Source organism: Streptomyces sp. NK08204, assembly GCF_020400585.1.
Taxonomy (GTDB): domain Bacteria; phylum Actinomycetota; class Actinomycetes; order Streptomycetales; family Streptomycetaceae; genus Streptomyces.
Genome location: NZ_JAINVF010000003.1, coordinates 165960 through 191608, shown reverse-complemented (window position 1 = coordinate 191608; position 25649 = coordinate 165960). Strand labels below are relative to the sequence as shown.

Here is a 25649-nt window from a genome sequence, read left to right as displayed (position 1 = left end):
TCACCTTTCACGATGCACGCATGCCGCTGCCAGTGACTCCAGCTCGGTCTGCGCGGCGGGCTGCAGACCGGCGCCGCGCAGGGCCTGGACCGCTCCGGCGTGCCGCTCACCGATCATCCGCTCGATGACGGTGGGCGCCCCTGTCGCGCGGACCACGTCCCGCAGTTCGGCGAGGTCGTCGAGGCCGAGCCGCTCGGATCCGTAGAGCAGGTCGAGCCGGGCGTGCTGCGCGGGGTCCGCCAGTTTCCGGGCGACCGTGATGAGCGCGGTCGGCTTGCCCTTGCGGGCGTCGTCGAGCGGCTCCTTGCCGGTCAGTTCGGGGGCGCCGAACAGACCGATCACGTCGTCGCGCAGCTGGAACGCCTCACCCAGCAGCAGCCCGAAGGTGTCGTAGGCCGCGAGCAGCGCCTCGTCCGCTCCGGCCAGGGCGCCGCCGATCTGCAGGGGGTAACGGATGGTGTAGCTCGCTGTCTTGTACCGGACGATCTTGAGCGCGTCGGAGAGCCGGCCGCCCCGTGCCTCGCCGACGAGGTCGAGGAACTCCCCGTACAGCGCCGAGGTGCGCAGCCGGGCGAACAGCCGCCGGGCCCGCTCCCCCCGGATCACGAGGGGGCTGTTGTGGAAGATCTCCTCCGACCAGACCAGACAGGCGTCCCCGGCGAGCAGCGCGCCGTGCTGCCCGAACGCCCGGCTCTCACCCTGCCAGCCCTGTTCGGTGTGCCACTTGTCGAGGGACAGGTGGACGGTGGGCCGGCCGCGCCGCAGATCGCTGTCGTCGACGATGTCGTCGTGGATCAGGGCCGCGGCGTGGAACAGCTCCAGCGCGGTGGCCACTTCGATGACGTCGGTGTCGTCCGCGGATCCGCCGGCCCCGCGCCAGCCCCAGTAGCAGAACAGGGGGCGGATCCGCTTGCCGCCGTTCAGGATGAAGTCCCGCAGGAGCGCCAGCACCTGGCCGGCCGCGGGGTCGCTCTCCTCGGCGATCCGCTGCCGGAGGAAGGTGCCGAGGCTCCGGTCGATCCGGGCGGTGACCGTCGCGTTCTCCGTCAGCGCGTCGGTGAGGGTCACTTGTCGCGCCTGACGACCTTCATGGGCAGCTCCCCGGGGACGAGGGCACCCATGGCGATCGGCCTCACCGGCTCGCCGGTGACGGGCTGCACGGACCAGTGCTGCAGCAGGGTCGACAGGACGGTCTGGGTCTCGAACCAGGAGAAGGACTCGCCGATGCAGTTGCGCACGCCCGCGCCGAACGGCATGAACGCGCTGCGCGGCACCCCCTTGGCCCGCTCGGGCAGCCAGCGGTCCGGGTCGAAGGCCTCCGGGTTGTCGTACACCTTCGGGTCGTGGTGGACGGCGTAGATGGAGTACAGGACCTCGGTGCCGGCCGGGATCTGGTGACCGCCGAGTTCGGTGTCCTTCACGCACTTGCGGCCCAGCGCCCACACCGGCGGGTACAGCCGCAGCGCCTCCTGGATGACGCGCCGGGTGTAGTCCAGCGAGCGCAGGTCGGCGGCCTGGACCGGGCGGTCCCCGACCACCTCGTCGATCTCCTCCTGCATCCGGCGCTGCACCTCGGGGTGGCGGCCGAGCAGCATGCAGGTCCAGCTCATGGCGCTCGGCGTGGTCTCGGACCCCGCCGTCAGGAGCGTCATGAACTCGTCCTGGATCTGCTTGTCGGTCATCGACTTGTTTCCCTCGTCACGCGCGGTGAAGAGGAGGTTCATCAGGTCGTCCGGCCGCTCGCCGATGCCCTTGTCCTTGGCCCGGTAGTCGGCGATGATGCGCCGGCCCATCGAGTAGAGCCGGCCGATCGCGCCGTGGAACTCCCGGCTCGACTTGTTGGGAACGCGGTCGAGCAGGCCGGGCGGAATGGCCGCGCGCTTCTCCACACCGGAAATCACGATCGGCATGGACTTGTAGACCTCGGCCACGTCCTGTTCCACCATGTCGGTGGAGAACAGCGCCTTGATGACGATGCGCACGGCGAGTTCGTAGAACATGTTGTACATGCCGACGCGCTGGCCGTCCCGCCAGGCGCCGAACACGTCGCTCGCCGACTCGCGCATCACGTCGACATAGGTGGCGATCTTCTCGTGGTGGAAGGCCGGCTGCATGAGCAGGCGCTGCCTGCGGTGGAAGTCGCCCTCGGACAGCAGGATTCCGTTGCCCAGCAGCGGACGCGCCTGGTCGAACTGCATTCCCTTCTCGAAGGACTTGGCCTTGCGGACGAGAATGTCGTACAGCATGTCGTGGTCGCTGACCACATAGGCCTGTTTGGTGCCGAGCCAGATCCGCACCAGGCCGCCCTGCTCACTTACGTTCTGGAAGAACCGGAGCGGGTTGCGGAACATCTGCACGGCGTGCCCCGCGAACGGAACACGCCCCGGCATAGGAGGAACTGACGGTACAACGGTCGCGAGTGCCATGGTTCTTCTTGCCTCCGTGCTAGGGGGGTTACGGGGGGTTGAACCAGACGCCGGACGTGGATCAGGACCAGGTGACGGGCAGCTCGGCGAGACCCCTGAAGACGAAGCCACCAGGCAGGTAGCGGGGTTCGAAGCCGTCCGCGAGGCGCAGTCCGGGCAGCGCCTCCACCAGCGTCTCCAGGGCGATCCTGGACTCCAGGCGGGCGAGGGAGGCGCCCACACAGAAGTGGATGCCGTGGCCGAAGCCGAGGTGACGCGGCGGGCCCTGCCGGTCGAGGCGGAAGGTGTCCGGGTCGTCGACCCACTCCGGGTCGCGTCCCGCGGCGGCGAACATCACGCGCAGCCGGGCTCCTTCGGGGACCTCGGTGTCACCGACCCGCAGGGGCTTGGTGGCGACGCGGGGCGCGCCCATCACCGAGGAGTCGAAACGCAGGGCCTCTTCCACGGCGGCGCCGACGAGGTCCGGGTTCTTGACGAGCTGCTCCCACAACTCGCGCTCGCTCAGCAGCTGGTGGACCGCGTTGGAGATCAGGTTGGTGGTGGTCTCGTGGCCTGCCGCGATCATCACGCGCAGGGCGACCACGGCGTCCTCGACCGTGCACACCGGGTCGTCCGCGGCGGCGGCCCGCACCAGTTCGGTGAGCAGGTCGTCGGCGGGCTCCTGCCGGCGCTGCTCGAGCAGGCCGAGGACGTACTTCTCGTAGGCGACCACGTTGCCGGCGCAGTGCACCTGCTGCTCCGGCGGCAGCGGGACGACCTGCAGGGCGAGCCACTCGTTGTTCCACTGCTTGACCGTGGCCCGGTCCTCCTCCGGGATGCCGATGATGTCGCAGATCACCGTCATCGGAAGCGGGTAGGCGAACTCCTTGAGGAGGTCGCAGCCTTCCTTCGCCGCGATGCCGGCGACGAGCCGCTTGGCTATCGCCCGGATCGACTCCTCACGGCGCCGCAGGGCGCGCGGGGTGAAGTACTCGCTGATCAGGTTGCGGAACCGGGTGTGGGCCGGCGGGTCCACGTTGTAGAGGGCGACCCGGAAGAACAGGGAGTCGTCCAGGATCGCCTTCGCCTCGGGGCAGAAGGGATAGGAGCCGTCGAGGTTGTACCGGCTCGTGAAGTGCTCGTGGTCCCGCTGGACGGCCTCGATCTCCGCGCGTCCGGTGACGATCCATTCGTCCAGCGCGGTCTGGTGGGCGACCGGCTGTTCCTTTCGGGCACGCGCGAACGCCGCGTACGGGCACGCGGTGTACTCCGGGGACATGGGGTCGAAGAGCTCTGCGGCGGAAGTTTCGTGCGACATGGGAAGCGCTGTCCTCCTGTTTTCGGGCGTTCGCCGTTTCCGCCGGAGGCGGCAGGCTGCGCCCGCACGATCGGACTCAATGATCACCGACCGACTGTGGGTTTGTCTTCCGCCCAGAGGCCAGGATCCGTATGCCCGGCCAAAGACGAGGAGGTACGCCTGCCTGGTCGCCGGTCCAGGGGACGGCGCACCTTTCCGCGAGCAACGCCCGCTTCCGCGCGCGCGGTTCGGGCGGAGGAGGTCAGTCGGAGAGGTCAGTCCAGCCGCGGGCGTACCAGTCCCGACTCGTATGCGATGACGACGAGTTGTGCCCGGTCCCGGGCGCCGAGCTTGCCCATGGCCCGGTTGACGTGGGTCTTCACCGTCAGCGGGCTGACCTCCAGGCGCTCGGCGATCTCGTCGTTGGAATGGCCGCCGGCGACCTGGACGAGGACCTCGCGCTCGCGGCCGGTGAGCGCGCCGAGCCGGGCGGAGCGGGCGGGGTTGCGGCCGTCGCCGTCGCCGTCGCCGCCCCGGGCGAGGAAGCGGGCGATCAGGCCCTTGGTGGCGGCCGGGGAGAGCAGGGCCTCGCCGGCCGCGACGACCCGGATGGCGTTGAGCAGTTCCTCCGGTTCGCTGCCCTTGCCGAGGAAGCCGGAGGCTCCCGCGCGCAGCGCCTCGACGACGTAGTCGTCGACCTCGAACGTGGTCAGAATCAGCACGCGGACGTGGCCGAGGGACGGGTCGGCGCTGATCAGGCGGGTGGCGGCGAGACCGTCGGTACCGGGCATCCGGATGTCCATGAGGACGACGTCCGCGCCCTGCTCCTTGGCCAGGCGGACCGCCCCGGCACCGTCGGAGGCCTCCCCGACCACCTCCATGTCCGGCTCGGAGTCGACCAGCACCCTGAACGCGCTGCGCAGTAACGCCTGGTCGTCGGCGAGGAGAACGCGGATCGTCATACGGGCTCCCCCGAGGCCGTCGTGCGGGTCTTGACCGGCAGGATCGCATGGACGCGGAAACCGCCGCCGAACCGGGGCCCGGTGGTCAGGGTGCCGCCGAGGGCGGCGACCCGCTCCCGCATGCCGAGCAGCCCGTGACCGCCGCCGGCCTCGGGGGCGGTCACGGGCTCCGGGCGGTCGTTCGAGCCGTCGTCCAGGACCGTGACCTCGATGTCCGGTCCGACGTGTATGACGCTGACCTCGGCCTTCGCCTCCGGGCCCGCGTGCTTGCGCACATTGGTCAGGGCCTCCTGGATGATCCGGTAGGCGGCCAGGTCGACGGCGGCCGGGAGTTCGGTTCCCTGGTCGGCGCGGACCACCTCCACGGGCAGGCCCGCGCTGCGGAAGGTGCCGACGAGTTCCTCCAGGCGGGCGAGGCCCGGGGCCGGTTCGGTGGGGGCCGCGGGGTCGCCGGACTGGCGGAGCAGGCCGACGGTGGCCCGGAGTTCGTTCAGCGCGGAGCGGCTGGCCTCGCGGACGTGGCCGAGGGCTTCCTTGGCCTGGTCGGGCCGCTTGTCCATGATGTGGGCGGCGACCCCGGCCTGCACGTTGACCAGGGCGATGTGGTGGGCGACGACGTCGTGCAGATCACGCGCGATGCGCAGCCGCTCCTCGGCGACCCGGCGGCGCGCCTCCTCCTCGCGGGTGCGTTCGGCGCGTTCGGCGCGCTCCCGCATGGCCTGGACGACCGCCCGGCGGCTGCGCACGGCGTCCCCTGCGGTGGCGCCGATGCCGGTCCAGGCGAGCACACCGAGGTTCTCCTGGGCGTACCAGGGCAGCGGGCCGCCCAGCATGGCGGCGCCCGTCAGCACGGTCATGGTGGGCAGGCCGATCCGGAGGGTGGTGGTGCGGTCGGTGGTCGAGGCGACCGTGTACAGGGCGACGACCGCGGACATGGCGACCGGGGCGCGTGGGTCGCCGGTGACGCACTCGACGACGGAGACCGTGCCGGTGACGGCGAGGACCGCCTTGGGCGCGCGATGGCGGAAGACGAGCGCCGCGGCGCCGACGGCCATCAGCAGGAGGCTGAGCGCATCGGGGGTGCGTACGCCCCAGGTGACGCCGTTCTCGCCCCGGGGATCCACGAAGGATCCGGCCACCATGCACACGAGGACGCCCGCGGCGACGGCCACGTTCAGTGCCGCCGGGTGGGCCGTCAGGCCGCACCGGGCTCTTTCGAGTGTGCTCACGGTCCTCGACAGTAAGGCCTGGGAGGCTGCCCGGGGGGCTGTTGCCCCCCCGCCGGTCGGCCCGCGAGGAGCCCGGGCCTCTGGTGCCGGCCGGGCTGTCCGTCCCCGGCCGGTGGTGAGCCGGGGAGTCGCTACCCGGGGATCAGTCCTTCGTCGCCCAGCATCTCCCGGACCTCCTCCAGCGAGGCGTCGGGGGCCGGGAGGATCAGTTCGGAGGGTTCCAGAGCCTCGTCCGGCAGGGGGGTGCCCAGGCGCCGGACGGCGTCCAGGAGCGTGCCGAGTGTGCGCCGGAAGGCGTCCTCGTCGCCGCTCTCCACCTCCTCCAGCAGCTCGTCGTCCAGCTCGTTCAGCTCGGCGAAGTGGGCGTCGTCCAGTCTCACCTGGCCTTCCCCCATGATCCGAACGATCACGTCGGCCTCCTCGGCTCGCGTCCCGGCGCCGGGCTACTGCTTGTCGAAGCGCGGGGTGTCCTGCGGCTGCTGCTGGGACTGCGTCCGGCCGGTGCCGCCCTCGATGGCCTGCTGCGGCGCGCCTCCGGCCAGCTCGGCCTTCATGCGCTGCAGCTCCAGCTCTACATCCGTACCACCGGAGAGGCGGTCCAGCTCGGCCTGGATGTCGTCCTTGGCCATGCCGGAGGGGTCGTCCAGGGCGCCGGAGGCGAGCAGCTCGTCGATGGCGCCGGCCCGGGCCTGGAGCTGGGCGGTCTTGTCCTCGGCCCGCTGGATGGCGAGGCCGACGTCGCCCATCTCCTCGGAGATGCCGGAGAACGCCTCGCCGATGCGGGTCTGGGCCTGGGCGGCGGTGTAGGTGGCCTTGATGGTCTCCTTCTTCGTGCGGAAGGCGTCCACCTTGGCCTGCAGGCGCTGGGCGGCCAGGGTGAGCTTCTCCTCCTCGCCCTGGAGGGTCGTGTGCTGCGTCTCCAGGTCGGTCACCTGCTGCTGGAGGGCGGCGCGCCGGCTCAGCGCCTCGCGGGCCAGGTCCTCGCGGCCCAGCGCCAGTGCCTTGCGGCCCTGTTCCTCCAGCTTGGAGGACTGCGACTGCAGCTGGTTGAGCTGGAGCTCCAGGCGCTTGCGGGAGGTGGCCACGTCGGCCACGCCGCGGCGCACCTTCTGGAGCAGCTCCAGCTGCTTCTGGTACGAGTAATCCAGGGTCTCGCGCGGGTCCTCGGCCCGGTCAAGGGCCTTGTTCGCCTTCGCGCGGAAGATCATCCCCATACGCTTCATGACACCGCTCATGGGCTTCGCGCGCCCCCTTCTGACGGACTCCAGCTCACAGATCCTGCGACAGGACCACAGTACGGGCCCTGCCTCCATTACCGCACTGTTCGGGGAGTGATGCGCTCATCCCCGAGGACGACTACGAACGGCGCCGCTCCGGCCCAGGGAGTAGGTGATCCCCTGCGGTCCCCTTGCCGGAACGTCCCCTCTGTCCCCCTACAGACGTCCGGTGTTGCCGGATCGTTCCCCGGTCGGCTGGGGTCCATGCCGGTGCAGCCCGTACCCTTGGGTTTTGTGTTCCGTAGCCGTGCCAAGGAAGAGAAGGCCCCCGCCGACAAGGCGGTGGTGACCGACTCCAAGCAGCCCCGTGACCCGCAGGCCAAGAAGGGCAGGCCCACGCCCAAGCGCAGTGAGGCCCAATCTCAGCGCCGCAGCCTCGCCGTGACGCCGGCGAACCGCAAGGAGGCCGCGAAGCGTCAGCGTGAGGAGCGCCGCCTGGAGCTACAGCGCCAGCGCCTTGCGCTGGCCGGGGGCGACGAGCGCTATCTGCCGCTCCGTGACAAGGGCCCGGTCCGCAAGTTCGCCCGGGACTGGGTCGACGCGCGGTTCAACGTGGCGGAGTTCTTCCTGCCGCTCGCCGTGGTGATCCTCGTGCTGACCGTGGTGCGGGTGCCGCAGGTGCAGACGATCGCGCTGCTGATGTGGCTGATCGTGATCGTGCTGATCGTGCTCGACGCGGCCGTCAGCGGCTTCCGGCTGAAGAAGCGGCTGGCCGAGCGCTTCCCGGACCGGGAGAGGAAGGGCGCGGTCGCCTACGCCCTGATGCGTTCCCTCCAGATGCGCCGGCTCCGGCTGCCGAAGCCACAGGTCAAGCGCGGAGAGCGGCCCTGAGCACAGACGCTTTCACGGGCGGCGCGGCCGGTGCGTGGCTGGACGGGCTGGGCGGGCTGCGTGATGTCGTGCGGCAGGAGCTGGTGGCCCGGCAGCTGGACGAGCAGATAGCCGCGCGGTTCCCGGTCGGGCAGCGGCTGCGGGTGCTCGACGTGGGCATGGGCCGGGGCACGCAGGCACTGCGGCTGGCCCGGCTCGGCCACCAGGTGACGGGCGTCGAGCAGGACGCGACGATGATCGCCGCCGCGCGTGCGGCTCTGGCCCGTGAGCCGGAGGGGATCCGCGAGCGGGTGCGGCTGGTGCAGAGCGACGGGCGGGACACGGGGGTGCACTTCCTGCCCGGCAGCTTCGACGTGGTGTTGTGCCACGGCGTCCTGATGTACGTCGAGGAGCCCGACGCGCTGGTGGCCGGTCTGGCCCGGGTGCTCGCCCCCGGCGGGCTGCTGTCCCTCCTCGTGCGCAACGGCGACGCGCTCGCGATGCGGCCCGGCCTGTCCGGGGACTGGGCGGGCGCCCTGGCAGGCTTCGGCACCGCCGCCTGTGTCCCCCATTCCCGCACGGACGCGGACGGGGAGACCCCCGTCCGCGTGGGCCCGGACGTGCGCGCCGAGCGGCTGGCCACCCTCACGGCCACGCTCGACGGCATCGGGGCCCCGCTGCACGCCTGGTACGGCGTACGGGTCTTCACCGACACGTCACCGGACGACGCGCCGCTCCCCGCCTGCCTGGAGACCCTGCTGGCCGCCGAGGAGCGTGCCGGCCGCACGGACCCCTACCGGCGGGTGGCCGCGCTGCTGCATCTGTGCGGGGTGCGTGGCTGAGCCCGTTCAGGGGAACACCGCGGGCCGGTCGATCACTCTGCGGTGAGACTCGGGACATGGACGCTTCCCCTGCCCGAGCCCCACGGAAGGTCACCCGTGCCCCACGGAAGGTCACCCGTGCACCGCGCGGGGTCGCCGGGGCCGCCGCGCTCGTGTGCTGCGCGGCCCTCGCCGCCGGCTGCACCTCCGCGACCCCGGCCCGGCAGTCCTCCCCGAAGACGACCCAGCCGGCCGTGCCGATGGCCGCGAGCGACCTGCAGAGCCAGTACCTGAAGGTGATCAAGGAGGCCCTGCCGTCGGTCGTGCAGATCCAGACGAGCAACGAGCTGGGTTCCGGGGTGGTGTACGACGGCAAGGGGCACATCGTCACCAACGCGCACGTGGTGGGGGCGGAGAAGACCTTCAAGGTCACCACGGCCAACAGCGAGGAGCCGTTCACCGCGAGCCTGGTGTACTCCTACCCCGAGCAGGATCTCGCGGTGGTCAAGCTGGACAAGGTCCCGGCCGGGCTGCGGCCGGCGGTGTTCGGGAACTCCGAGAAGGTGGAGGTCGGCCAGATCGTACTGGCCATGGGCTCGCCGCTCGGGCTGTCGTCCAGCGTGACCGAGGGCATCGTCTCCGCGACCGGACGGACCGTCAGCGAGACCAGCACCGACGGAGGTACGGGCGCCACCATCGCGAACATGGTGCAGACGTCGGCCGCCGTCAACCCCGGCAACAGCGGCGGCGCCCTGGTCGACCTGGCCGGGCAGGTCATCGGCATCCCGACACTGGCCGCGACCGACCCCGGCCTCGGCAGCAGCGCGGCCGGCATCGGGTTCGCCATCCCGGCGTCGACGGTGAGGACGATCGCCGGTCAGATCGTCAAGAAGGGCAAGGTCGTCGACTCGGGGCGGGCCGCGCTCGGCATCACCGCGCGGACGGTCGTGGACGACAGCTACCGGCCGGCCGGGGTGGCCGTGGTCGAGGTGAAGAGCGGCGGCGCGGCCGACCGGGCGGGGATGCGGCCCGGGGACATCATCACCGGGCTCGGCGACCACCCCATCACCACCCTCACCTCCCTCTCCGAGGCGCTGGCGGCGGACCGGCCGGGGCAGCGGACCTCGGTGACGTTCCAGCGCAACGGCGGCACCAAGACGGTGCAGGTGACGCTGGGCGAGCAGTGACGCCGGGCGAGCAGTGAGGAGGGGGCACCCGGCCCTCCTCCTCACCCCCGTCGGCCCCGTCAGGCCCTCACACGCCCGCTCGGCGCCACGCGCCCGGCCGGGCCCTACGCATCGGCGTGCAGGCTCATCGGGCCGTAGATCTCGGTGCCGTCCTCGAACAGCCGCACCTGGTCCGCGCCGCCCTCCAGCAGCGCCTTCCACTGCTCCCCGATCCAGGACTCGGCGTCCCCCTGCGTAGTGAACTCCTCCGGCTGCACCGCGGGTTGGACCTCCGTCCCGTCGGCCTTCTCGAACCGCCACGTCCATGCCGTCATGTGGGCCTCCTTGTGATCCAACGCCTGCTGAGAGCCTAGTCGGATGCGCAAGACCTGCAGGGACAGTTGAAAACGAGTGAAAATCGGTTCGTGGAAATCACTCTGCTCGGTACCGGAGCCCCGGCGGGACTGCCCCGCCCCGACTGCCCCTGCGCCGTCTGCGCGACGACGCTCGGGCCCCACGCGCGGGCGTCGACCGCGGTGCTGGTGGACGGGGCGCTGCTGCTCGACCTCACGCCCGGCGTGGCGTTCGCGGCGGCGCGGGCCGGGCATTCGCTGGGCGGGGTGGCGCAGGTACTGCTGTCGCATCCGCACGAGGGACCCGCGGTGGAGGTGCCGGCCGGGCTGCCGCAGCCGGGGCGGGTGCCGGACGGGCGGGAGTTGGCGCTGCTGACGGGGCATCGGGTACGGGCCGTGCCGATGGACGCGGGCGGCACCGGGTACGCGGTGACCGGACCGGACGGGCAGCGGTTGCTGTACCTGCCGCCGGGCGGGTCGCCGGCCGGTCTGGAGGAGGCACGCGCGGAGACGTACCACATGGTCCTCGCCGATGTCGTGGGCCGCCCGGACGCGCTGGCCCGGCTGCGCGCGGTGGGTTCCCTGACGGCGACGACGGACGTCGTGGCCGTCCACCTGGACCACGACGTGCCGCAGGGAAGGGAGTTGCAGCGGCGGCTGGCGGCGGCCGGGGCACGAGCGGTGGCGGACGGCACCACCCTGGTGGTGGGCGCGTACGAGGAGGTGCCGGACGTGCCGCGGCGGACACTGGTGCTGGGCGGGGCGCGCTCGGGGAAGTCGGTGGAGGCCGAGCGGCGCCTGGAGGCCTTCCCGGACGTGCTGTACGCGGCGACCGGGGGGACGCGCAGCGGGGACGCCGAGTGGGCGCAGCGGGTGGCCGCGCACCAGGAGCGGCGGCCGGGGTCGTGGCATACGGCGGAGACGACCGACCTGGTGCCGCTGCTGGCCGAGGACGGGCCGCCGCTGCTGGTCGACTGCCTGTCGCTGTGGCTGGCGGACGCCATGGACGCCGTGGGGGCGTGGGACGACGCGGAGTGGGCGGGCGGCGGGGAGAAGGCGCTGCGGGTGCGGGTGCGGGAGCTGACGGAGGCCGTGCGGACGACTCGGCGGACCGTCGTCGCCGTGTCCAACGAGGTGGGCTCGGGCATCGTGCCGACGACGCCTTCCGGGCGGCGGTTCCGGGACGAACTGGGCCGGTTGAACGCGGCGTTCGCGGCGGAGTGCGAGCAGGTGCTGCTGGTGGTGGCGGGTCAGGCGCTGGTGCTCCGGGGCTGAGCGGACGCCCGGTGCCGCGGTGGCGGGCAGGCGCCCGGTGCCGCGACGCCACAGACGCCCGGTGCCGCGACGCCGGACAGGCGCCCGGTGCCGCGACGCCGGACAGGCGCCCGGTGCCGCGGTGCCGGGCAGGGGCCGCTCGGCGGCGACGGCGCGGTGCCGCCGCGGCAGCCAGCGGCGGCCGGCGGCGGCTATGCCGGCTTGCGGGCGATGACCCGGTACGCGTTCGAGAAGCGGGTGCGGCGCAGGAGCGGGGCCAGGCTGCGGTCCAGTGCTGCGGCCGCGGCCAGGGCCGGGGCCGCCGTCGTGCGTACGGCGCGGTGGGTGTGGGCCAGCGCCAGAAAGAGGGCCGCCGAGAGGTCGTAGGGGAGGTGCGCGGCCCTGCGGTCGGTGGTGACGATCGTGCAGCCCTGGGTCTTCAGTTCCGCGTGGAGGTTGTCCAGCGGCATCAGGTGCAGGTGGCTCGGCCGGCCGTGGGGCGGCCACCACGGGCCCAGCAGCGTCGCGAACGCACTGTGCGGGTCGGGAACGTCGACGAGGAGGTGCCCGCCGGGGCGCAGCGCGCCGAGGGCCGCGTGCAGTTCCGCACGCGGGTCAGGGGCGTGCTCCAGGTGGTGGAACATGCTCACGACGTCGTAGCGGGAGTGCAGCCGGGCCCGCACCCCGGGGTCGGTGAGCCGGCCGCGGTGGGCCTCTTCGACGCGTCCCGCCAGCCGGGCCTCCTCGACGCGTCCGGTGGGGTCCAGGCCGTCGAAGGAGGTGTAGGCGAAGACCTCCTTCGCCGTCTCGGGGAAGCGGGCGTACCCGGTGCCGATGTCCAGCCAGCTCTCGGGCTCGCACAGGGGCAGGACCGCGCGGGCCGCGGCCCGGTGCCGGCGGCGCACCTCCCCCGCGCGCAGGAGGCGTTCGGCGAAGTCCTCCGGGTGGCCCTCGGGGAGGTCCCGGAGGCGTAGGGCGAGCCCCTGTGTCGTGAGCCGGGGGTTCCGGAAGGCGTGCCCGCAGTCGCCGCACTCGTCCAGCGCGAGCGACCCCGGGTCGCGCCGGCCGGGGTCGGAGCCGCGCCGCCGGGTGCGCAGGCGCCCGGAGCCGCACCAGGGACAGTCCTCGCGGCGCGGCTCGTACAACGGGTCGGCGGCCTGCGGGGCGGAGGGCGTGGAGGGCGAGGGGGGCATGGGCGGCTCCCTGTGCGACATTCCGCTGCAAAGCGGAACGTATGGGATACCCGCCCCGGGTGCAAAGACATCGTGCGGGTGTGGTGGCGATGTGCGCGGAGACGGCCGTCCACCGCCCGGTACTGTTCGGCGAATGAGCAGGCTTAATCTGGACGACTTCACCGATCTGATCGAGCGCCCGGACGGGGGCGTGCGCCGTGACGCCGAGACCCGGCGGGCGCGCCAGATGGTGCCGCCCGGGTCGCTCGGGCGCCTCGACGAACTCGGCGAGTGGCTCTCCGCCGCGCAGGGCGCCGTACCGGTACGGCCCGTTGAACGTCCGCGGGTGGTCCTCTTCGCCGGTGACCACGGCATCGCCTCCCTCGACGTCTCCGCGCGGCCCGCGGGCAGCGCCGGGCAGCTGGTGCGCGCCGTGCTGGAGGGCGGCAGCCCGGTGGCGGTGCTCGCGCGGCGGCTCGAAGTGCCCGTGCGGGTGGTGGACATGGCCGTGGACTGTGCGCCGGACGCCTTTCCGGAGGATGTCGTACGGCACCGGGTGCGGCGCGGCAGCGGTCGTATCGACATCGAGGACGCGCTGACCCTGGAGGAGGCCGAGGCGGCGTTCCGGGCGGGTGTCGCGATCGCCGACGAGGAGGCCGACTCGGGGACCGACCTGGTGGTGCTCGGCGACGTGAGCGTGGGCGGGACGACGGCGGCGGCGGTGCTGGTCGCGGGGCTGTGCGGGACCGACGCGTCCGTGGTGACCGGGCGGGGCGGGCTCGCGATCGACGACCTGACGTGGATGCGCAAGTGCGCCGCGATCCGGGACGCGCTGCGCCGGGCGCGGCCGGTGCTCGGGGACCAGTTGCAGCTGCTGGCGACGGTCGGCGGGGCGGATCTGACCGCGATGACCGGGTTCCTGTTGCAGTGTGCGGTACGGAAGCTGCCGGTGATCCTCGACGGGGTGGTGGCCGCCGCGTGCGCGCTGGTCGGGCAGCGGGTGGCGTTCCGGGCACCGGACTGGTGGCTCGCCGGGCACGACAGCGGGGAGCCGGGTCAGGCCAAGGCGCTGGACCGGATGGCCCTGGAGCCGCTGCTGGACCAGGGCGTGAAGGTCGGCGAGGGCGTCGGCGCGCTGCTGGCGCTGCCGCTGGTGCGGGCCGCCGCCGCGTTGGCGGCGGAACTGCCGGAGAAGCCGGAGACCGGCAAGGAGCCGGAGACCGAGAAGGAGCCGGAGGCCGAGCAGGAACCGGAGACCGAGCGGAAGCCGGAGACCGAGCAGGAGTAACCGGGCGGTGCGCTGTCCCGGCAAGGCCCGCCGGGCAATTAGCACCGTTCGGGAGAAGGGCACCCATATGATCCTCCCCTATGGGAGATGCCCGAAATGCCGTGGAACAGCGAGCCGAACCTGAACGGTCGAGTGAGCGACGGCGGCGGCGCGGCGGGGCCTCCCGGCGAGCCGCCGCCGTCGCCGTCTGGTACCTGCGGGCCGTCGCCTTCGTCAACTTCCTCAGCGCGGCATGGGTCTCGCTGGGCCAGGACGTGCGCCGGCACAACCAGGAGAACTTCTTCACGCCGTATCTGCTGACGGCCGGCTTCGCCTCCGGTGTGTTCACCGCGTTCCTGGCGATCACCATGCGGCGCAGGAAGCGGGCCGCGTGGATTCTCAACCTCGTGCTCAGCGGGGCCTTCCTCGCCCTGTTCGCGTTCGCCATGGCCTTCCCGGAGATCCGGCAGTACGCGCAGAACTGGATCTCGCTGGCGCTGACGGCCGCCTTCGTCGGCGCGCTGCTCGTCGGCCGCCAGGAGTTCTACGCCAAGGGCGACCGGTCCAACCCGCGACTCGCCGCGTCCGTCGCCGTCGGCGGCGGACTGCTCGCCTCGCTGCTGGCGGGGCTGCTGGTGACGGTCACCAACCAGGCGCCGGACGCGGGCCGTTCGACCTTCCTGGAGCGCTGGCACTACGGCACCCTGCGGCTGGTGTCGGTGGCCGCCGAGGAGTCCCGCTTCCCGGGGATCGACCCGCCCAACTGGGCCAATGTGGCGATCAACGTGCTCAGCACGGCCCTCGTCCTCGCCGTGCTCTACGCCGCGTTCCGCTCCCGGCGCGCCGTCGACCCGCTCACCGAGGACGACGAGAAGCGGCTGCGGGAGCTGCTGGGGCGGCACGGCGACCGGGACTCGCTCGGCTATTTCGCGCTGCGCCGGGAGAAGAGCGTGGTGTGGTCGCCGACCGGGAAGGCGGCGGTCGCCTATCGCGTCGTCGGCGGGGTCAGCCTCGCCTCCGGGGACCCGATCGGGGATCCGGAGGCATGGCCGGGGGCGATCGCGCCGTGGCTCGCACAGGCGCGGGCGCACGGATGGATCCCGGCGGTGATGGGGGCGAGCGAGGAGGCCGGGACCGTCTACGCCCGGCACGGTCTGGACGCCCTGGAGCTGGGCGACGAGGCGATCGTGGAGGTGGCCGAGTTCACGCTGGAGGGGCGGGCGATGCGTACCGTCCGGCAGGCGTACAACCGGGTGAAGCGGGCCGGGTACGAGGTGCGGATCCGGCGGCACGAGCACATCCCCGCGGACAGGATGGCGTATCTCGTCGAGCGTGCGGACGACTGGCGGGACGGCGCGACCGAGCGGGGCTTCAGCATGGCGCTGGGGCGGCTCGGGGATCCCGAGGACGGACAGTGCGTGATGCTGGAGTGCGCGGACGCCGAGGGCCGGCTGCGCGCGCTGCTGTCCTTCGTGCCGTGGGGACCGCACGGGCTGTCGCTGGACCTCATGCGGCGCGACCGGGACTCCGACAACGGGCTGATGGAGTTCATGGTCATCGAACTGCTGCGCCGGGCCCAGGAGATCGGGATCACGCAGGTCTCCCTGAACTTCGCGATGTTCAGGTCGGTCTTCGAACGCGGCGCGCGCCTCGGTGCCGGTCCGGTGCTCAGGCTGTGGCGGTCACTGCTCAGCTTCTTCTCGCGGTGGTGGCAGATCGAGTCGCTGTACCGCGCCAACGCCAAGTACCGGCCCATCTGGGAGCCGCGGTTCCTGCTCTTCGAGAAGAGCGCGGACCTGCCGCGCATCGGCCTCGCGTCGGCCCGCGCCGAGGGGTTCCTGGAGGCGCCGGGCCTGCCGAAGTGGCTGCACCGCAGGCACCTGGACACGCACAGATGAGGGACGCCCGATGAGGACGCTCGCCCGGTGGGCCCGCGCCGAGTGGGGGCTGCTGTACGTCACCGTGCGCGAGCCCCTGGCGAAACGGGGCCCGCGTGCGGTCCCGATGACGATCACGGTGGTGGTCCTGACGGCGCTGCTGCACTTCGTGCAGAACCAGCCCTGGGGCTACCGGGCCGTGCAGGACCTGGGCGCCGTACGGGCCGAGGACCCGCTGGTGCTGGCCCTGCTGCGCACTCCCCTGTCGCTGTTCGTCCCGGCGCTGGATCTGCCGGTGTGGGGCGCGCTGGCGCAGATCCTGTTCGTGTTCGGGATCGCCGAGGTGTGCCTGGGCTGGTGGCGGACGCTGGCCATCGGGTACGTCGCCACGCTCACCGGGACGCTGTACGCGCGCGTCGGCATCGCGCTCGGCCCGCACGCCCCCTTCGGGCTGCCCGGGACGGACGCGCAGGTGGTGGACACGGGCCCGTCGGCGGCCGTGGTGGGTCTCGCGGTGTTCCTGGGCTGGTGGTACGGCGCCTACGTCACGGCGGGTGCGGTGACGTCGGCCATGGTGGTCGAGGTGCTGGTGAAGGAGAACCTGGCGGGCAAGGAGCACCTGGCCGCGCTGATGGCCGTGGGCACCCTGTGCCTGGCGGTGGCGGTGCGGCACCGCCACCGATGTCGCCACCGGTACCGGTACCCCTACGGGCACCAGCCGCGGATCGGTCACCTGCGGAGGGACGGGGGCGCCGGGCGCGGGTCGGGTTTGCCGCCGATCCAGTCCTGAAAGGCGCGCCTCGGCCCGGCCCACCGGAGGTCGTGGCGGTAGGCCCGCAGGACGGCCCGGGCGCGGGCGCGGGGGCGGCGGCCGTAGAAGCGGCGGGCCCACGGGGAGCCCGGGCGGGCCAGCCGGACGGCGCCGACGAGGGCGATGAGGGGCACGACCACCCCGAAGACGGCCAGGCGGGTCTTTCCCTTGCTCAGCGCGACGACCGCGAAGACGAAGTTCGCGGCGATGTCGCCGATGACCGTGCCGCGGCTCTGGAGTTCCTCCTGGGACAGGTCGTTGACGCCGAACGGGGCGAACCCCGCGAGCAGCAGACCGACGAGGGCGGCGGTGAGCACGACCACCTCGACGCTCTTGCGGCCCTCCTCGCTCCAGTAGACGTCGTCCAGGTGCAGGATCAGCGCGAACTCGTCCAGGACGAGACCCGCCCCCATGCCGAAGAAGACGGCGGCGACGGCCCCGCCGGGACCATGCCGGCCGGAGGCGACGGCACCGAAGCCGCCCACGATGGTGAGCACGACTCCGGGGACGACATGGTGGATGTGCAGCCCGCCCGCTTTGACGTTCCCGAACGGCCCCTTGCCGGCCCGGATCAGCCGCGTGATGACCCGGGTGACCAGGAAGGTGAGCATGAAGGCGGCGAGGGCGAGCAGCAGGGGCAGCTTGCCCGGCTCGACGATGTTCCGCTGCAACCAGTGCCCCATGTGCGCACTTTATCCCCGGGGGCGGGGAGGGGCACTGCGCACCGCCCGGTACCCTGCGCCGGTGACCGAGACCCCTTCGACCTCGCGTTCTGCCTCGCTCCTCGACGGCCTGCGCTTCGCCTTCGGCACGCTCACCGTGCTGCCCGTCCCGGTGCGCCGCTGGGACCGGGAGGCCGCGCGCGGCGGCATGCTGGGCGCGCCGGTGGCCGGAGTGGTCGTGGGCGGCTGTGCGGCCGGCGCCGGGCTGCTGCTGCTCTTCCTGGGCGCCGGTCCGCTGCTCGCCGCCGTCGCCTCCGCCGCCGTACCGGCCGTGCTCACCCGTGGCCTGCACCTGGACGGGCTCGCGGACACCGCTGACGGACTGGGCAGCGGCAAGCCCGCCGAGGACGCGCTGCGGATCATGAAGCAGTCGGACATCGGCCCGTTCGGGGTGCTCGCCCTCGTCCTCGTGGTGCTGGCCCAGGTGGCCGCGCTGGCGCGGGCGTACGGCGACTCGTGGGCGCGGGGCGCGCTGGCCGCCGTCGTCTCGGCGGCCGCCGCCCGGCTCGCGCTGACCCTGGCCGCCCGCACCGGAGTGCCCGCGGCGCGCCCGGAGGGGCTGGGCGCGGCGGTCGCCGGGGTGGTGCCCCGGGGCGCGGCGCTGGCCGTGGCGGGGGCGGTGGTCGCAGCGGCCGGGGCGGCTGGCGCCTGCTCCGGCGGGTTCGAGAGCGCGCGCGCCGCGTTCGCCGTGGTCGGCGCGATCGGCGCGGCCGAACTCCTCCTCGGGCACTGCACGCGCCGCTTCGGCGGGGTCACCGGTGACGTCTTCGGCGCCCTCGCGGAGACGGCCGCGACGACCGCGCTGGTGGTGCTCTCCTTCGGCCGTTAGGATCCTCCGCCGTACACGGACAAGACGGGTGGGATCGGGGGACTTCCGTGCTCAAGCTGCGCCGTGCCGTGGCCTGGTTGATCGACTTCGGGCTGGTGGTGGCGGTGGCCTGGCTGCTCGCCGTGTTCACCTTCCACCGGATCACCGCCCTCGTCACCGATGTGCCGGAGCTGGCGACGAGGGGCGGCTTGGACCTGCTGACCTCGCGCGGCGATGTCGTCGACGCCTCCGAGGCGCTCGGTCTGTCGCTGTGGGACAAGGCGGTGCTGGACGTGGAGGAGGCCTTCGGGGCGCTGGTCGTGGTGACGTTCCTCTACCAGTGGGCCTGTCTCGGCCTGCTCGGCCGCACCCTCGGCAAGGGCCTGCTCGGCCTGCGGGTCACCCCGCGGCTGTCCCGCCACGCCCTGCGCCGGGCCGCCGTCACCACCGCCGCCGACGTCGCCGTCTACGCCCTGGCCTGTGTGCTGCTGATCGAGGGCCGGCTCGTGCTCTCGGTGCTGGTGTGGGCGGCGGCGGTGCTGCTGTTCCTCGGCAATGCGCTGACGGTCGTCCTGCCCGGCCGCCGCTCCCTCGCGGACCGGCTGGCCGGCACCTGCGTCGAGGGGGCGTTTCAGCGGGCCGGATCCACTCCGTGGGGCAGCGCGCCCCAGGGCTGAGTGCCCGTGCCGGGGCACCGCTGGGGTGCGCGGGTACGTCGTCCAGGGACCCTCGAAGGCGACCAGGAGGCCGGCGAGCGCCGCGTACGCGGGGTGCGGCAGGGTGCCGTGGTGGAAGGCGGCGGTGCCGCAGCCGAGGGTCCGGGCCGCCGTGGACAGCCGTCCGTAGTACCGGAAGTCGCCGGTGCCCGAGGCCACTGGGCCGTAGAAGCAACCCTGGGTTCCGTACCAGGCGCGGTGCCGTGCCGGAGCGCGGACGGCGTCTGATCGCGTCGGCCGGACTGCCGCCGTCGTCGGCCACCAGCACTCCGAGGTCGGTACGCGGCTCGTTTCGCCGCTCCGGCGCCGGGCGCGGCGAGCCCCAGGCCGATCAGTCCCGCCCGTCGCGGTGACGGTGGCCGCTCACCAGCGGTGCGCACGGTGAGCCACGGGTCCCGGGGGTGAACCCGCGCGCAACCGGTGGAAAACATGTGTCGGCGGGCGGTGGGCCATCGGAACGTGGCGACTGTGACGCAGGCAACCGGTGCGCCGGGGGCGGAAGTTGCGACGACGCCAAGGACAGGTGAACGCCCGCAGGAATGAGCGAACGGGCGTACGCGCGTAGTCTCGTCCCGGGTGTTCGCCGACACGGTGAAGGCCCCGGTGCCACACGCCCCCAGGCCTGGACCTAGGGTCGGCTCTCGGGCCCGGTCGACCCACACCACTTCGGCCACAGCAACTTCACATCGGAAGCGAGAATTCACCACCGTGACTGCTCTGACTCTCAGCACCGCCGCGGCGCCCGGCCTCCGGGCCGACGCGATCGTCATCGGCGTCGTCAAGGGCGCCAAGGGTCCCGTCGTCGCCCCTGGCGCCGAAGCCGTGGACAACGCGTACGACGGCAAGCTGGCCGGCGTCCTGGAGACCCTCGGTGCCTCGGGTGCCGAGGGCGAGCTGACGAAGCTGCCCGCACCGGCCGGCTTCAAGGCGCCGCTCGTGCTGGCGGTCGGCCTGGGCGCGGAGCCGGACGACGAGGCCGCCGAGGACGGTGACGCCGGCTACGACGCCGAGGCGCTGCGCAAGGCGGCCGGCGTCGCCGCCCGGGCCCTCGTCGGGTGCAAGAAGGCCGCGTTCGCCCTGCCCGTCGACGGCCCCGGCGCCATCGGCGCGATCGGCGAGGGCGTGCTGCTCGGCGCGTACTCCTTCGACCAGTACAAGGAGAACGGCAAGAACGGCAAGAACGGCAAGGGCAAGAACGGCAAGGCGCCGCTCGCCGAGGCCACGCTGCTCGGCGGCAAGCCGCGGGACGCGGCCCACAAGGCCGCCGTCGCCCGCGCCGTCGCGGTCGGCGAGGAGCTGAACCGCGCCCGCGACCTGATCAACATGCCGCCGAACGACCTCGACCCGCAGGCGTTCGCCGCCGTCGCCCAGACCGCGGCCAAGGAGCACGGCATCAAGGTGCAGGTGCTCGACGAGAAGGCCCTGGCCAAGGGCGGCTACGGCGGCATCCTCGGCGTCGGCGGCGGCTCGGCGGCGGCCCCGCGCCTGGTGAAGCTGTCGTACACGCACCCGAAGGCGGAGAAGCACCTCGCCTTCGTCGGCAAGGGCATCACCTACGACTCGGGCGGCATCTCCCTGAAGCCGGCCGGGCACAACGAGACGATGAAGTGCGACATGAGCGGCGCCGCCGCCGTGTTCGCCGCGGTGGTCGCCGCCGCCCGCCTCGGCCTGGAGGTCAATGTCACCGGCTGGCTCGCGCTGGCGGAGAACATGCCGTCCGGCAGCGCCACCCGCCCCGGTGACGTGCTGCGCATGTACAGCGGCAAGACGGTCGAGGTGCTCAACACCGACGCCGAGGGCCGGCTTGTCCTGGCCGACGCGCTGTGGGCGGCCTCGCTGGAGAAGCCGGACGCGATCGTGGACGTCGCGACGCTGACCGGCGCGATGATGCTGGCGCTGGGCAGCCGGACCTTCGGGGTCATGGCCAACGACGACGCGTTCCGCACCGCGGTGTACGAGGCGGCCGAGGAGGTCGGCGAGCCGGCCTGGCCGATGCCGCTGCCGGAGCACCTGCGCAAGGGCATGGACTCCACCGTCGCCGACATCGCGAACATGGGCGAGCGGATGGGCGGCGGCCTGGTCGCCGGTCTGTTCCTGCGCGAGTTCGTCGGCGAGGGCATCACCTGGGCACACCTCGACATCGCGGGCCCCGCGTTCAACGAGGGCGGCCCGTTCGGGTACACACCGAAGGGCGGCACGGGTTCCGCGGTGCGGACGCTGGTCCGGCTGGCGGAGTTGACGGCCGAGGGTGACCTGGGCTGAGCCGCCCGGGAACGCGGTCCGTTCCGTAGGACGGCGGCTGCCGGGGCGCGGGGGCTGGTCGCGCAGCTCCCCGCGCCCCGGCCCTGTCCGTTCCAGGGGAACGTGGGACGTCTCACACACCAGCCCGGCGTCTCGATCCCGTCCGACAAGTGCAAAGATGGAGCCCGGCAGGACAGGGCCCCACCGAAGGGCCGAAGCATCAAGCGGCCGGACACCAGCCGCCTGCCGGTCATCGGAGACCGGCTCACGGCGCACATGCATGGAGGACGTGACGTGGCGAACGACGCCAGCACCGTTTTCGACCTAGTGATCCTCGGCGGTGGTAGCGGTGGTTACGCCGCGGCCCTGCGCGGGGCTCAGCTGGGCCTGGACGTCGCCCTGATCGAGAAGGACAAGGTCGGCGGCACCTGCCTGCACCGGGGTTGCATCCCCACCAAGGCCCTGCTGCACGCGGGCGAGATCGCCGACCAGGCCCGCGAGAGCGAGCAGTTCGGTGTCAAGGCGACCTTCGAGGGCATCGACGTCCCGGCCGTCCACAAGTACAAGGACGACGTGATCTCGGGCCTCTACAAGGGTCTGCAGGGCCTCATCGCGTCCCGGAAGGTGACGTACATCGAGGGTGAGGGCCGGCTGTCCTCCCCCACCTCCGTGGACGTGAACGGCCAGCGCATCCAGGGCCGCCACGTTCTGCTGGCGACCGGCTCCGTGCCGAAGTCGCTGCCGGGCCTGGAGATCGACGGCAACCGCATCATCTCCTCCGACCACGCCCTCGTCCTGGACCGCGTGCCGAAGTCCGCGATCATCCTGGGCGGCGGTGTCATCGGCGTCGAGTTCGCCTCGGCGTGGAAGTCCTTCGGTGCCGACGTCACGGTCATCGAGGGCCTGAAGCACCTCGTCCCGGTCGAGGACGAGAACAGCTCGAAGCTCCTCGAGCGCGCGTTCCGCAAGCGCGGGATCAAGTTCAACCTCGGCACCTTCTTCCAGAAGGCCGAGTACACCCAGGACGGCGTGAAGGTCACCCTGGCGGACGGCAAGGAGTTCGAGGCGGAGATCCTCCTCGTCGCCGTCGGCCGCGGGCCGGTCTCCCAGGGCCTGGGCTACGAGGAGGCCGGGGTCGCCATGGACCGCGGCTACGTCCTCGTCGACGAGTACATGCGGACCAACGTTCCGACCATCTCCGCCGTCGGTGACCTCGTCCCGACCCTCCAGCTCGCGCACGTCGGCTTCGCCGAGGGCATCCTGGTGGCGGAGCGTCTGGCCGGTCTGAAGGTCGTTCCGATCGACTACGACGGTGTTCCGCGGGTGACGTACTGCCACCCGGAGGTCGCCTCCGTCGGTATCACCGAGGCCAAGGCCAAGGAGATCTACGGCGCGGACAAGGTCGTCGCTCTCAAGTACAACCTGGCGGGCAACGGAAAGAGCAAGATCCTCAAGACCGCGGGCGAGATCAAGCTCGTCCAGGTCAAGGACGGTGCCGTGGTCGGCGTCCACATGGTCGGCGACCGTATGGGCGAGCAGGTCGGCGAGGCGCAGCTGATCTACAACTGGGAGGCGCTGCCGGCCGAGGTCGCTCAGCTCATCCACGCCCACCCGACGCAGAACGAGGCGCTCGGCGAGGCGCACCTGGCGCTGGCCGGCAAGCCGCTGCACTCCCACGACTGAGCCTTCGGTCAACGGGCGCGACGACACAGACTTCCGTAATTCGTAAGGAGCAACCGAAACCATGGCGGTTTCCGTAACCCTTCCGGCGCTCGGTGAGAGCGTCACCGAGGGCACTGTCACCCGCTGGCTGAAGGCCGAGGGCGAGCGCGTCGAGGCCGACGAGCCGCTGCTCGAGGTGTCGACCGACAAGGTCGACACCGAGATCCCCTCGCCCGCCGCCGGTGTGCTGGCCTCGATCAAGGTCGCCGAGGACGAGACCGTCGAGGTCGGCGCCGAACTGGCCGTGATCGACGACGGCACGGGTGCGCCCGCTGCCGCGCCGGCTCCGGCCGCCGAGGCCGCGCCGACCCCGACGGCCGCTCCGGCCGCCCAGGCCCCGGCCGCCCCCTCCACCGAGCAGGCCGCCCCCGCCCCGGCGCCGACCGCCGAGGCCACCGCGGGTGCCTCCGGCGCCCAGGGCACCGACGTGGTCCTGCCCGCGCTCGGTGAGTCCGTCACCGAGGGCACCGTCACCCGCTGGCTGAAGTCGGTCGGCGACTCCGTCGAGGCCGACGAGCCGCTGCTCGAGGTCTCCACGGACAAGGTCGACACCGAGATCCCGGCGCCCACCTCCGGCACGCTGCTGGAGATCGTGGTCGGCGAGGACGAGACCGCCGAGGTCGGCGCCAAGCTCGCCGTCATCGGCACCCCGGGTGCCGCCCCCGCCGCTGCCCCGGCTCCGGCCGCCCCGGCTCCGGCTCCGGTCGCTGCCGCTCCGGCTCCGGCCGCCCCGGCCGCGCCCGCCCCGGCCCCGGCTGCGCCCGCTCCGGCTCCGGCTCCGGTCGCTGCTGCCCCGGCTCCGGTGGCCCCGGCTGCCCCGGCTCCGGTCACCCCGGCTCCGGTCACCCCGGCCCCCGCCGCCGCCCAGGCGACCGACGAGGGCGCGTACGTCACCCCGCTGGTGCGCAAGCTCGCCGCCGAGAACGGCGTCGACCTGGCCACCGTCACGGGCACCGGCGTCGGCGGCCGTATCCGCAAGCAGGACGTCCTCGCCGCCGCCGAGGCCGCGAAGGCCGCCGCCGCTCCGGCCCCCGCCGCCGCTGCTCCGGCCGCCGCGAAGAAGGCCCCGGCGCTGGAGGTCTCCCCGCTGCGCGGCCAGACCGTCAAGATGCCCCGCATCCGCAAGGTCATCGGCGACAACATGGTCAAGGCGCTGCACGAGCAGGCCCAGCTGTCGTCGGTCGTCGAGGTCGACGTCACCCGCCTGATGAAGCTGCGCGCGCGGGCGAAGGACTCCTTCGCGGCCCGCGAGGGCGTCAAGCTCTCCCCGATGCCGTTCTTCGTCAAGGCCGCCGCGCAGGCGCTGAAGGCCCACCCGGTCATCAACGCCAGGATCAACGAGGCCGAGGGGACCATCACCTACTTCGACACCGAGAACATCGGTATCGCGGTGGACTCCGAGAAGGGCCTGATGACCCCGGTCATCAAGAACGCGGGCGACCTGAACATCGCCGGCATCGCCAAGGCCACGGCCGACCTGGCGGGCAAGGTCCGGGCCAGCAAGATCACCCCGGACGAGCTGTCCGGTGCGACCTTCACCATCTCCAACACCGGGTCGCGTGGCGCGCTGTTCGACACGATCATCGTGCCGCCGGGCCAGGTCGCGATCCTCGGCATCGGTGCCACGGTCAAGCGTCCGGCCGTCATCGAGACCGAGGAGGGCACGGTCATCGGCGTCCGCGACATGACCTACCTGACCCTCTCCTACGACCACCGCCTGGTCGACGGCGCCGACGCGGCCCGTTACCTGACGGCGGTCAAGGCGATCCTGGAGGCGGGCGAGTTCGAGGTCGAGCTGGGCATCTGACCCTGGGCTCTTTCGCCTGTACGAACGCCCCGTCCGGAAGTCTCTCCGGGCGGGGCGCGTTCGTGTCTGTCGGCACACATCACGTGTAAGGCTCGTCTCACCTGCGTGAAAGCACCCCCACCAGCCCCTCCACCGGAGCGAACCGGCCGTATTGTCTAAACGTCAAAGCCCTCCCTGAAGGAGCCCTCATGACCGCGCCCGTCGTCCACTCGCTGCGCGAGCAGATCCGCGAGCACATCGTGGAGGGAATCGTCAGCGGGCGCTGGAAGCCGGGCGAGCGGATCGTGGAGCGGCGGATAGCCACCGAGCTTGAGGTCAGCCAGACGCCGGTGCGGGAGGCGCTGCGCGAGCTGGAGTCGCTGCGGCTGATCGAGTCGGCCCCGAACAAGGGCGTACGCGTCCGCAACCTGACCGCGGCCGACCTGGAGGAGAGCTACCCGGTCCGCGCGGGCCTGGAGGCCATAGCGGCGGAACTCGCGGCCGAGCGGCTGGCACAGGACTGCTCGGCGCTGGAGCCGCACGTCTCGGCCCTGTACCAGGCAGACCGCACGTCCGACGGCACGGCCCAGGTGCGGCACACCGTGGGCTTCCACCGTGAGCTGGTGCGCGCCGCCCGCAACTCGGTGCTGCTGCACACCTGGGAAGGCCTGGGCATCGAGGTGTTCACGGCCCTGTCGATCCGCTGGCTGGGCACGGTGCAGCAGTCGTACGCGGAGGAGCACGAGGAGCTGGTGCAGGCCTTCAAGCGGCGGGATCCGCGGATCGCCGAGCTGGTGAAGGCCCACGTCCTGGGCTGCGCTCCCCGCGCGTGATTCAGGCGAGCATAACGCCGCTCACCTGCGAAAACCCTGATCGGACACGGCACCCGGTGCCCACTTCAAAGGCACCGGGTGCCGACTTTCTCCAAATCGAGAGTTTTTCCCCCTCAACCC

Annotated in this window: 23 protein-coding genes; 13 read left to right on the top strand and 10 right to left on the bottom strand. The window is 72.5% G+C overall.

Annotation, left to right across the window (positions count from 1 at the left end):
• From K7G59_RS06640 to K7G59_RS06610, 7 genes are all read right to left on the bottom strand, one after another.
• Complete coding sequence (locus tag K7G59_RS06640; protein ID WP_225831068.1) at positions 1-1068, bottom strand: polyprenyl synthetase family protein; 1068 nt, start codon at positions 1066-1068, stop codon at positions 1-3.
• Positions 1065-2390 carry a cytochrome P450 gene (locus K7G59_RS06635; RefSeq protein WP_225831065.1) on the bottom strand — a complete coding sequence of 442 codons (1326 nt, stop codon included), beginning with the start codon at positions 2388-2390 and terminating at the stop codon, positions 1065-1067. The genes K7G59_RS06640 and K7G59_RS06635 overlap by 4 nt, the downstream gene beginning before the upstream one ends.
• Positions 2391-2487: 97 nt before the next feature.
• Positions 2488-3723 carry a cytochrome P450 gene (locus K7G59_RS06630; protein ID WP_225831064.1) on the bottom strand — a complete coding sequence of 412 codons (1236 nt, stop codon included), beginning with the start codon at positions 3721-3723 and terminating at the stop codon, positions 2488-2490.
• Between the two features lie 254 nt (positions 3724-3977).
• A complete protein-coding gene (locus K7G59_RS06625) occupies positions 3978-4664 on the bottom strand; it encodes a response regulator transcription factor (protein WP_225831061.1) in 687 nt (228 codons plus the stop codon).
• Positions 4661-5893, bottom strand: a complete 1233-nt coding sequence (locus K7G59_RS06620; RefSeq protein ID WP_225831059.1) for a sensor histidine kinase — start codon at positions 5891-5893, stop codon at positions 4661-4663. Before K7G59_RS06620 ends, K7G59_RS06625 begins: the two co-directional genes overlap by 4 nt.
• A 131-nt stretch (positions 5894-6024) precedes the next feature.
• On the bottom strand, positions 6025-6303 hold the full coding sequence (locus K7G59_RS06615; protein ID WP_225831057.1) for a hypothetical protein: 279 nt from the start codon (positions 6301-6303) through the stop codon (positions 6025-6027).
• A gap of 33 nt (positions 6304-6336) precedes the next feature.
• Positions 6337-7128: a PspA/IM30 family protein gene (locus K7G59_RS06610; protein WP_225831055.1), complete on the bottom strand. Its 792-nt coding sequence runs from the start codon at positions 7126-7128 to the stop codon at positions 6337-6339.
• 246 nt (positions 7129-7374) lie between these two features.
• Here K7G59_RS06610 and K7G59_RS06605 point away from each other — a divergent pair, with 246 nt between their 5' ends.
• The 3 genes from K7G59_RS06605 (at position 7375) to K7G59_RS06595 (ending at position 9988) form a co-directional block, all read left to right on the top strand.
• Positions 7375-8001, top strand: a complete 627-nt coding sequence (locus K7G59_RS06605) for a DUF3043 domain-containing protein (RefSeq protein WP_225831053.1) — start codon at positions 7375-7377, stop codon at positions 7999-8001.
• An 83-nt stretch (positions 8002-8084) separates the two neighbouring features.
• On the top strand, positions 8085-8822 hold the full coding sequence (locus tag K7G59_RS06600) for a methyltransferase domain-containing protein (RefSeq protein ID WP_225831513.1): 738 nt from the start codon (positions 8085-8087) through the stop codon (positions 8820-8822).
• Between the two features lie 56 nt (positions 8823-8878).
• The gene (locus K7G59_RS06595) at positions 8879-9988 is read left to right on the top strand and encodes a S1C family serine protease (RefSeq protein WP_225831051.1); all 1110 of its coding nucleotides are present in this window, start codon (positions 8879-8881) and stop codon (positions 9986-9988) included.
• A gap of 104 nt (positions 9989-10092) precedes the next feature.
• Here the strand turns inward: K7G59_RS06595 and K7G59_RS06590 are convergent, their stop codons facing one another.
• Positions 10093-10302, bottom strand: coding sequence for a hypothetical protein (locus K7G59_RS06590; protein ID WP_225831049.1), 210 nt, complete (start codon positions 10300-10302; stop codon positions 10093-10095).
• Between the two features lie 90 nt (positions 10303-10392).
• Between K7G59_RS06590 and K7G59_RS06585 the strand changes: the two genes are divergently transcribed.
• Positions 10393-11595 (top strand): bifunctional adenosylcobinamide kinase/adenosylcobinamide-phosphate guanylyltransferase, encoded by a 1203-nt coding sequence (locus K7G59_RS06585; RefSeq protein WP_225831047.1) that lies wholly within the window; start codon positions 10393-10395, stop codon positions 11593-11595.
• Between the two features lie 191 nt (positions 11596-11786).
• Here K7G59_RS06585 and K7G59_RS06580 read toward each other — a convergent pair whose 3' ends face one another.
• Positions 11787-12767, bottom strand: coding sequence for a class I SAM-dependent methyltransferase (locus tag K7G59_RS06580; RefSeq protein WP_225831045.1), 981 nt, complete (start codon positions 12765-12767; stop codon positions 11787-11789).
• A gap of 133 nt (positions 12768-12900) precedes the next feature.
• Here K7G59_RS06580 and cobT point away from each other — a divergent pair, with 133 nt between their 5' ends.
• From cobT to K7G59_RS06565, 3 genes are all read left to right on the top strand, one after another.
• Positions 12901-14034, top strand: a complete 1134-nt coding sequence (gene cobT / locus K7G59_RS06575) for a nicotinate-nucleotide--dimethylbenzimidazole phosphoribosyltransferase (RefSeq protein WP_225831043.1) — start codon at positions 12901-12903, stop codon at positions 14032-14034.
• An 80-nt stretch (positions 14035-14114) separates the two neighbouring features.
• Complete coding sequence (locus tag K7G59_RS06570) at positions 14115-15911, top strand: phosphatidylglycerol lysyltransferase domain-containing protein (protein WP_225831041.1); 1797 nt, start codon at positions 14115-14117, stop codon at positions 15909-15911.
• A 10-nt stretch (positions 15912-15921) separates the two neighbouring features.
• Positions 15922-16680, top strand: coding sequence for a hypothetical protein (locus K7G59_RS06565; protein ID WP_225831039.1), 759 nt, complete (start codon positions 15922-15924; stop codon positions 16678-16680).
• Here the strand turns inward: K7G59_RS06565 and K7G59_RS06560 are convergent.
• Positions 16620-17384: a hypothetical protein gene (locus K7G59_RS06560; protein ID WP_225831037.1), complete on the bottom strand. Its 765-nt coding sequence runs from the start codon at positions 17382-17384 to the stop codon at positions 16620-16622. The two genes, K7G59_RS06565 and K7G59_RS06560, sit on opposite strands and share 61 nt — an antisense overlap.
• 61 nt (positions 17385-17445) lie before the next feature.
• Between K7G59_RS06560 and K7G59_RS06555 the strand changes: the two genes are divergently transcribed.
• From K7G59_RS06555 to K7G59_RS06530, 6 genes are all read left to right on the top strand, one after another.
• A complete protein-coding gene (locus K7G59_RS06555; protein WP_225831035.1) occupies positions 17446-18252 on the top strand; it encodes an adenosylcobinamide-GDP ribazoletransferase in 807 nt (268 codons plus the stop codon).
• A gap of 47 nt (positions 18253-18299) precedes the next feature.
• Complete coding sequence (locus tag K7G59_RS06550; RefSeq protein WP_225831033.1) at positions 18300-18908, top strand: RDD family protein; 609 nt, start codon at positions 18300-18302, stop codon at positions 18906-18908.
• 747 nt (positions 18909-19655) lie between these two features.
• Positions 19656-21209 carry a leucyl aminopeptidase gene (locus tag K7G59_RS06545; protein WP_225831031.1) on the top strand — a complete coding sequence of 518 codons (1554 nt, stop codon included), beginning with the start codon at positions 19656-19658 and terminating at the stop codon, positions 21207-21209.
• A gap of 273 nt (positions 21210-21482) precedes the next feature.
• Positions 21483-22871 (top strand): dihydrolipoyl dehydrogenase, encoded by a 1389-nt coding sequence (gene lpdA / locus K7G59_RS06540; protein ID WP_225831029.1) that lies wholly within the window; start codon positions 21483-21485, stop codon positions 22869-22871.
• Between the two features lie 61 nt (positions 22872-22932).
• On the top strand, positions 22933-24717 hold the full coding sequence (gene sucB, locus K7G59_RS06535; protein WP_225831027.1) for a 2-oxoglutarate dehydrogenase, E2 component, dihydrolipoamide succinyltransferase: 1785 nt from the start codon (positions 22933-22935) through the stop codon (positions 24715-24717).
• Positions 24718-24905: 188 nt separating this feature from the next.
• On the top strand, positions 24906-25529 hold the full coding sequence (locus tag K7G59_RS06530) for a GntR family transcriptional regulator (RefSeq protein ID WP_225831025.1): 624 nt from the start codon (positions 24906-24908) through the stop codon (positions 25527-25529).
• The last annotated feature ends 120 nt before the right edge of the window (positions 25530-25649 follow it).

What these genes read in the sequence shown, in the direction of transcription:
- K7G59_RS06590 (WP_225831049.1), bottom strand. Translation starts at nt 10,302, where the DNA reads ATGACGGCATGGACGTGGCGGTTCGAGAAGGCCGACGGGACGGAGGTC.
- K7G59_RS06595 (WP_225831051.1), top strand. Translation starts at nt 8,879, where the DNA reads ATGGACGCTTCCCCTGCCCGAGCCCCACGGAAGGTCACCCGTGCCCCA.
- K7G59_RS06635 (WP_225831065.1), bottom strand. Translation starts at nt 2,390, where the DNA reads ATGCCGGGGCGTGTTCCGTTCGCGGGGCACGCCGTGCAGATGTTCCGC.
- K7G59_RS06580 (WP_225831045.1), bottom strand. Translation starts at nt 12,767, where the DNA reads ATGCCCCCCTCGCCCTCCACGCCCTCCGCCCCGCAGGCCGCCGACCCG.
- K7G59_RS06605 (WP_225831053.1), top strand. Translation starts at nt 7,375, where the DNA reads ATGCCGGTGCAGCCCGTACCCTTGGGTTTTGTGTTCCGTAGCCGTGCC.
- cobT (WP_225831043.1), top strand. Translation starts at nt 12,901, where the DNA reads ATGAGCAGGCTTAATCTGGACGACTTCACCGATCTGATCGAGCGCCCG.
- K7G59_RS06630 (WP_225831064.1), bottom strand. Translation starts at nt 3,723, where the DNA reads ATGTCGCACGAAACTTCCGCCGCAGAGCTCTTCGACCCCATGTCCCCG.
- K7G59_RS06565 (WP_225831039.1), top strand. Translation starts at nt 15,922, where the DNA reads ATGAGGACGCTCGCCCGGTGGGCCCGCGCCGAGTGGGGGCTGCTGTAC.
- K7G59_RS06610 (WP_225831055.1), bottom strand. Translation starts at nt 7,128, where the DNA reads ATGAGCGGTGTCATGAAGCGTATGGGGATGATCTTCCGCGCGAAGGCG.
- K7G59_RS06560 (WP_225831037.1), bottom strand. Translation starts at nt 17,384, where the DNA reads ATGGGGCACTGGTTGCAGCGGAACATCGTCGAGCCGGGCAAGCTGCCC.
- K7G59_RS06570 (WP_225831041.1), top strand. Translation starts at nt 14,115, where the DNA reads ATGGGAGATGCCCGAAATGCCGTGGAACAGCGAGCCGAACCTGAACGG.
- K7G59_RS06530 (WP_225831025.1), top strand. Translation starts at nt 24,906, where the DNA reads ATGACCGCGCCCGTCGTCCACTCGCTGCGCGAGCAGATCCGCGAGCAC.
- K7G59_RS06625 (WP_225831061.1), bottom strand. Translation starts at nt 4,664, where the DNA reads ATGACGATCCGCGTTCTCCTCGCCGACGACCAGGCGTTACTGCGCAGC.
- sucB (WP_225831027.1), top strand. Translation starts at nt 22,933, where the DNA reads ATGGCGGTTTCCGTAACCCTTCCGGCGCTCGGTGAGAGCGTCACCGAG.